Source organism: Sphingobacterium sp. JUb20 (assembly GCF_004342035.1).
Lineage (GTDB): Bacteria > Bacteroidota > Bacteroidia > Sphingobacteriales > Sphingobacteriaceae > Sphingobacterium > Sphingobacterium anhuiense.
Map to the genome: position 1 here is coordinate 362,236 of NZ_SLYV01000006.1, position 6,945 is coordinate 369,180.

A 6,945-nucleotide genomic window follows, 5' to 3' on the forward strand; every position below is an offset into this window, starting at 1 on the left:
TCACTCCCTTAATGCTACCCTATCCACGATAAAATCGATCAAAAAATAGCTTGGTACAAATTCAAGGCTACAAAGATAAAGACTATTTACTTAAAAAACAAACACTTAACCTTTTCAAGGTTTAAACATGTTTCAAGCTTGATTTTTTTGTAACTTTTCATCCCTCCAAAAAAAAATTAAATTTATTTCTAGAAAAAAAGAAAATTATGGGTAACTTTGCCGTTCACATTATTTTATAGTAATAAGATGCCATTCAGCAATAAAAGGAACAGTCGTGATGACAAGTCCAAAAACTCAAGAAGTACCTCAGAAAACTTCAAACCAAGAGGCGATCGTTCAAAGGATGATAGATCCTCTAATTTCAAAGAAAACAAAAGACCGAGAAGTTCATCATTCGGCAATAAAGATAACACAGACAGACCATATAATAACGACAAAAAATCTTTTGGAGGTGATAGACCTTTCAAAAAATTTGATGGCGAAAACTCCGATAGAAAAAGAAGCTTTGACAAACCCTTCAATAAAGAAGGTAAATCTTTTGGCGGTGACAGACCTTTCAGAAAAGAGGGTGATAGCTCCGACAGAAAAAGAAGCTTTGACAAACCTTTTAACAAAGAAGGTAGATCTTTTGGTGGTGATAGACCTTTCAGAAAAGAGGGTGATAGCTCCGACAGAAAAAGAAGCTTTGACAAACCTTTCAACAAAGAAGGCAGATCTTTTGGTGGTGATAGACCTTTCAGAAAAGAGGGTGATAGCTCCGACAGAAAAAGAAGCTTTGACAAACCTTTCAACAAAGAAGGCAGATCTTTTGGTGGTGATAGACCGAGACCTTTCAGAAAAGAGGGTGATAGCTCCGACAGAAAAAGAAGCTTTGACAAACCTTTCAACAAAGAAGGCAGATCTTTTGGTGGTGATAGACCGTTCAGAAAAGAAGGTGAAAGTTCCGACAGAAAAAGAACTTTTGACAAACCTTTCAACAAAGAAGGTAGATCTTTTGGCGGTGAGAGACCTTTCAGAAAAGAAGGTGATAGCTCCGACAGAAAAAGAACTTTTGACAAACCTTTTAACAAAGAAGGCAAATCTTTTCAAAAATCTGATGGTGATCAAACTGACTTCAAACGTCCAGCTAGAGACAAATCAGATAGACAATATAAATCTTCTTATAAAAAATTCAATAATGACGAAGATCGTAAAGAGGGTTCTACTGAAAGAAGATCAACAGAAAGACCTCAACGTTCAAAATCTTCTCAAAATGACGGCCTAATTCGTTTAAATCGTTATATCGCTAATTCTGGAGTATGTTCTAGAAGAAAAGCCGATGAATTAATCGCAGCTGGCGTTGTTAGTGTTAATGGTGAAGCCGTTACTGAATTAGGTGCTAAAGTAGATCCAGCTAAAGACGACGTTAAATATAATGGTGAGCGTTTGAAACGTGAAAAAATGGTTTATGTCCTATTAAATAAACCTAAAGATTACATTACTACTACCGAAGATCCTCAGGAGCGTCACACAGTAATGGAATTAGTTTCAAAAGCTACTAAAGAACGTATCTATCCAGTAGGTCGTTTAGATAGAAATACAACTGGTTTATTATTAATGACAAACGATGGTAATTTAGCTGAAAAACTTTCGCACCCTCGAAATAACATCAGTAAAATCTACAACGTAGAATTGAATAAAAGCTTAACACAAGGTGATTTTAATAAAATTGTTTTCGGTCTTGAACTGGAAGATGGTTTTGTAAAACCTGATGATTTAAGCTACGTAACTGGCGGAAGTAAAAGAGAAGTTGGTGTTCAGATCCATAGTGGTAAAAATCGCATCGTAAGACGTATTTTTGAATCGTTAGGATATGAAGTAGTAAAACTAGACCGTGTTGTATATGCTAACTTGACTAAAAAGGATTTACCAAGAGGTCGTTGGAGATACATTGAAGAGCGCGAGCTAGTTCAATTGAAACATTTAATTTAATATTTACTCCTTTATATAGAAAGCAGCTTCACAGCTGCTTTTTTTATTTGACTCAATTTTTAAATTAGATTATATTGCATAATTTAGCAAAAATAAAATATAACATGACTGATCCAAAAACATTAACATCCGTAGCCGAATTTCATAAAGTTTTCCAGCATCCGATATTAGAAAAACCAACAATCCCAAGTGAAAAACGCAGTGCATTACGTGTATCTCTTATTGCTGAAGAATTAAAAGAGTTGGAAGAAGCTATCCAAAATAATGATCTTGTAGAAGTAGCAGATGCATTATGTGATATACAGTATGTGTTAGCAGGTGCTGTACTTGAATTTGGTTTAAAAGACAAATTTAATGAGCTATTCGAAGAAGTGCAACGTTCCAACATGAGTAAAGCCTGTCAATCCATTGAAGAGGCTGAAGCAACAATAGCACATTACAAAAATTCAAAAGATGTCGATAGTTACTATAAAGAAGTAGATGGTCTATTCTTAGTATTCAGAACAGAAGATAACAAAACATTAAAATCGATCAATTACTCTCCGGCCGATTTAAAATCAATCATAGAAAAATAAAAAAAAGGTTGCTATAATGATAGCAACCTTTTTTTATCCTATATATTTCGAGCCTTGTATGGCCTCTTTACGTTCCAAAGCCTTATCTATGTACGTTTGAATAGCTGATTTCTTCATTCCCCAATTTGGAGCAATCAGTAAATCTTGATCTGCCAACCCAAATAAACGTTGAATAACAATATCCGGTCGCAATAGCGGAATAAATTCTGCTAGAAAGTCACAATATTCATCAATGGAGAAAACATGAAAAGGTTCACGCTTGTACTGAACGCCCATGATCGATCCCTCAACAATATGCAGATGATGCAACTTCACAAATTTAATCTGCGGGTGCTTATTTATTTCATCAGCATATCTTAACATCATTTCATGCGATTCCCAAGGAAAACCAAAAATAGTATGTACACAAATTTCCAATGGACTATTTTCAACTAATTTTAGTGCTTTTTCCAATTCATCATGAGAACAGCCACGGTTAATTCTATTCAAAGTTTCATCATAAATTGATTCCATCCCCATTTCCAGATCAACATCATAACGATCACAATAACTTTCTAACAAAGCTACCTTTTCAAAATCAATACAATCTGGTCTTGTTCCAACAGAAAGACCAATAGTATCTTCAGGACAAACAGCTAAAGCTTCGTCATACATAGCCTTTAAAAAATGTGCAGGAGCATAAGTATTTGTATTGGGTTGAAAATAGATAATGAATTTATCAGCCCGGTACCCTTCTCGCGCTCTTTTAATGCCTTCTTCCACCTGTTCACGAATTGTTGGTAATTTTCGTGCAGATTCAGGTGTAAATGAATCCACATTACAATATGAACAACCGCCATACCCCTTACTTCCATCACGATTAGGGCAAGTAAAATTCCCATCCACAATGACTTTATATACGCGTTGACCATTATATTTCTTTTTCAAGTAAGATCCATAATGATTATATGGCTTTTGTCCTATATCTAATAATGTACTCATAAATACAAAGATAGAAAGATTTCATAGGATTTAATTATTGGAAACACATTATGTCCCTTACAATGATCGAATCTTTACACAATTTAGTATCTTTATAAGTTATATTAGGAAATTATGAAAAGATTAACTCTTAAAGATATCGCAAAAGCGCTAAACTTATCAGCTCCCACCATTTCCAAAGCCTTATCCGATAGTTACGAAATAAATAAAGAAACAAAAGAGAAGATCATTGCTTATGCCCATGAACATAATTACCAGTATAATGCATTAGCTAGAAGTTTAAAAACCGGTAAAACCAATATTATAGGAGTTATTGTTTCGACTATCAGTAATTCATTCTTTTCACAAATTTTGGAAGGAATAGAAGAGTCCTCGCTTTTTCAGAAATACAATATCATTATTATGCAAAGTAGAGAAAGCCCTGCAGTAGAAAAAAAATGTATTGACATCCTATATTCAAAAGGCGTTGATGGTATATTAATTTCGCCTGTATCAGATAGTGCCAACTTAAGTTATTTACAACAACTACATAATAGCAATTGTCCTATTGTTATCTTCGATCGTATCAATAATAATCTACAAACCTTCAAAATAGGAATTGATAATAAAAAAGCAGCACAAAAAGCAACGCAAGAACTTATTGATAGAAACTACAGCAATATACTGCACATTACAGGACTTGCTAATGGTGTTACAAATGAAAGACTTCTCGGTTTCCAGGAGGCCTTAAAACAAAATAACATCGCATTTGATGACAAAAAACTACTGAGATGCGATCTATCACAAATTCAAATCGTTGAAGAGCAAATCCTAAATAAATTAGAAGAATTAAAAAATGACAATAAAAGTCCTGATGCCATTTTTACTGCTACAGACTTATTGACAAATCGTACAATAGGTTTATTAGCACAACAAAAAATTAAAATCCCATCGGAAATTGCCCTTATTGGATTTTCAAATACGAATTATGCCTTTTCTTTTAATCCACCATTGACCTGCATTTCTCAACCAGCAACAAGAATAGGAAAATTAGCTTTTGAAAAAATGATTCATATCCTAGAATTTCGATTAAAAGAGAGAGAAATTGTCTACGAAACGATCGAACTAGATGCAGAGATTACCATTAGAGAATCTATCTAAGCAGTCAGAAATGATCATTATATCATAACATAATAAGGGGATTAAATATCCCCTTATTATGTTAATGTCCACCTCTATTTCTTCCATTACCTTTATGGTGCTTGTTATGCCCCTTTTTGTAATGTTTATTATGTCCTTTCTTATGGTGACCGTGATGATGCCCCCGTTGAGGTCTATGACCATGATCATGATAATATCCTACACAAGAACTAACAGATAGCAATAACATTAACCCTCCCAAAAAAATTGCAAATTTTGCCTTCATAAATAACCTATTCTTTTCAGGAAATAGCCAAATACTATACCAAAAGAGTCCATAGATAAAAATTACAACTGTTGCATCTCATAACGACCTGTTTATAACGTAGTTTATGCAACAAATAAATCTGACATAATAAATTATAAATAAATAGGAGATCAGATTAACCTAAATAATTGGATGAACTAATCAACCAGCAAAAGTCATATATGCTGTAATAGTTATAATCTTAGCGAAATAAATCCGATATAACAATTCTAAAAGTCAATACAAGTACAAAAAAAAGGTAGATGTTTTATTTACTCATTATCTCTGCAGCAAGATCATCCTTGTATTCTTTAATTGATATTGCCAGATCCTTTTTTAATGCAATTAATAGTTCGCTATTTTCAAACTCACTATAAATATTATTCAATTCTTGAGGATCTTTCTCAAGATCGTAAAGTTCCCAAAAATCTTGTTCTCCATAAAAACGAATCAACTTAAACTTTGTAGTTCTGATACCAAAATGTGGCATCACACGATGAGGTTGTGGATATTCATAATAATGATAATAAATTCGATCGCGCCAAGATACTTCATCATTTTTTAAAAGATCAAAAAAAGATTTTCCTTGAATTTCTTTTGAAGCAGGAGCATCTGCCATCGCTAACAATGTGGGAGCCCAATCAATATTCAAAACAGGCTGTTCAATGACTGTACCCGCTTTGATAACCCTAGGATAGCGGATCATAAAAGGAGTTCTCAAAGATTCTTCATATATGAAGCGCTTATCAAACCATCCATGTTCGCCTAAATAAAACCCTTGGTCCGAACCATAAATAACAATCGTATTTTCAGCCAAACCATTGTCATCCAAGAAATTCAAAATCTTTCCGATATTACGATCCAGCGCCTTAGCTGTAGAGAAGTAATCGCGCATGTAACGTTGAAATTTCCACTCTGCGAGCTTCTTACCGGTTAGTTTTCTATCATTGAATTCTTTACTTATCCGATCACCGTAATAAGCACGGTAAGCATTACGTTGTTTGCTATCCAATCGGCTATAAATCCAGTCGGTTTCATAATCAACATTTACTTTCAGATCAAAGCCCAGTTTCATTGTTCCTGAAATACTCATATCCTGATGAGCTGCAGCTTTCCTATTCTCATAAGTATCGTAGAAAGTTGACGGAACTGGAAAAGTAACATCATCATATGCTCCGAGATCTTCTAATGCAGGCAGCCACTCGCGATGTGTGGCTTTCTCACCGATTACAAGAAAAAATGGTTTATCCTTATCTCTTTTTTCTATCCAGTCCTTTGAAAGGTCTGTAATAATATCTGTGACATAACCTTTATGATTAACCGTATCATTCGCCTGTGTAATAAAATCTGGATTAAAATAATGACCTTGATCAGGAAGAATAGTCCAATAACTGAATGCGTCCTGAGGTAATGTTTCCAGATGCCATTTTCCTATCCATGCAGTTTGATATCCAGATTCAGCTAAAGATCTGGAGAAAATAAACTGATTAATATTGAATTTTTTGTCATTTGAAATAAAACCATTCACATGACTATATTTACCCGTTAATAGCGCTGCTCGACTGGGACCACAAATAGAATTGGTTACAAAAAAATTATTAAATAAAGCACCTTCATTAGCGATCCGGTCAATATTAGGAGTTTTTGCTAATTTATTGCCATATACACCGATTGCTTTATTCGTATGATCATCTGACAAGATAAAAATAATATTCGGCTTCTTATGTTTCACATCCTGAGCTGGACTAGCATATGAAAACCATATGGGTATAAATAATGCGAAGAGTTTATAAAAAGTAGGTTGTGACATATTGATCAAAATTATTCTTAAAGATAAGATAATCTTGATAAAAAAGGTATAAACACAAAAAAGCCTCTGCTGTATAGCAAAGGCTTCTGTATAAAAAAAGGCACCGACCTACTCTCCCACCTGTTACGGCAATACCATCGGCTCTGGCGGGCTTGACTTCTCTGTTCGGAATGGGAAGAGGT

General features: G+C 34.2%; 6 protein-coding genes and 1 rRNA gene. 3 read left to right on the forward strand and 4 right to left on the reverse strand.

Annotated features, from left to right (window positions below):
* The first annotated feature begins 246 nt into the window (after positions 1–246).
* Positions 247–1,971, forward strand: a complete 1,725-nt coding sequence (locus tag EDF66_RS12740) for a pseudouridine synthase (protein WP_132843039.1) — start codon at positions 247–249, stop codon at positions 1,969–1,971.
* 104 nt (positions 1,972–2,075) lie between these two features.
* Positions 2,076–2,546: a nucleoside triphosphate pyrophosphohydrolase family protein gene (locus EDF66_RS12745; RefSeq protein ID WP_132771018.1), complete on the forward strand. Its 471-nt coding sequence runs from the start codon at positions 2,076–2,078 to the stop codon at positions 2,544–2,546.
* Positions 2,547–2,579: 33 nt separating this feature from the next.
* Here EDF66_RS12745 and EDF66_RS12750 read toward each other — a convergent pair whose 3' ends face one another.
* Positions 2,580–3,527 (reverse strand): TIGR01212 family radical SAM protein, encoded by a 948-nt coding sequence (locus tag EDF66_RS12750; RefSeq protein WP_132843041.1) that lies wholly within the window; start codon positions 3,525–3,527, stop codon positions 2,580–2,582.
* A 114-nt stretch (positions 3,528–3,641) separates the two neighbouring features.
* Here EDF66_RS12750 and EDF66_RS12755 point away from each other — a divergent pair, with 114 nt between their 5' ends.
* Positions 3,642–4,667 (forward strand): LacI family DNA-binding transcriptional regulator, encoded by a 1,026-nt coding sequence (locus tag EDF66_RS12755; protein WP_132843043.1) that lies wholly within the window; start codon positions 3,642–3,644, stop codon positions 4,665–4,667.
* Positions 4,668–4,728: 61 nt separating this feature from the next.
* Here EDF66_RS12755 and EDF66_RS12760 read toward each other — a convergent pair whose 3' ends face one another.
* The 3 genes from EDF66_RS12760 to rrf form a co-directional block, all read right to left on the reverse strand.
* Positions 4,729–4,932 (reverse strand): hypothetical protein, encoded by a 204-nt coding sequence (locus EDF66_RS12760; protein WP_132771021.1) that lies wholly within the window; start codon positions 4,930–4,932, stop codon positions 4,729–4,731.
* A 289-nt stretch (positions 4,933–5,221) separates the two neighbouring features.
* Complete coding sequence (locus tag EDF66_RS12765) at positions 5,222–6,763, reverse strand: sulfatase (protein ID WP_132843045.1); 1,542 nt, start codon at positions 6,761–6,763, stop codon at positions 5,222–5,224.
* Between the two features lie 95 nt (positions 6,764–6,858).
* A 5S ribosomal RNA gene (gene rrf / locus EDF66_RS12770) occupies positions 6,859–6,945 on the reverse strand; the annotation flags it as partial.

What these genes read in the sequence shown, in the direction of transcription:
- EDF66_RS12740 (WP_132843039.1), top strand. Translation starts at nt 247, where the DNA reads ATGCCATTCAGCAATAAAAGGAACAGTCGTGATGACAAGTCCAAAAAC.
- EDF66_RS12745 (WP_132771018.1), top strand. Translation starts at nt 2,076, where the DNA reads ATGACTGATCCAAAAACATTAACATCCGTAGCCGAATTTCATAAAGTT.
- EDF66_RS12750 (WP_132843041.1), bottom strand. Translation starts at nt 3,527, where the DNA reads ATGAGTACATTATTAGATATAGGACAAAAGCCATATAATCATTATGGA.
- EDF66_RS12755 (WP_132843043.1), top strand. Translation starts at nt 3,642, where the DNA reads ATGAAAAGATTAACTCTTAAAGATATCGCAAAAGCGCTAAACTTATCA.
- EDF66_RS12760 (WP_132771021.1), bottom strand. Translation starts at nt 4,932, where the DNA reads ATGAAGGCAAAATTTGCAATTTTTTTGGGAGGGTTAATGTTATTGCTA.
- EDF66_RS12765 (WP_132843045.1), bottom strand. Translation starts at nt 6,763, where the DNA reads ATGTCACAACCTACTTTTTATAAACTCTTCGCATTATTTATACCCATA.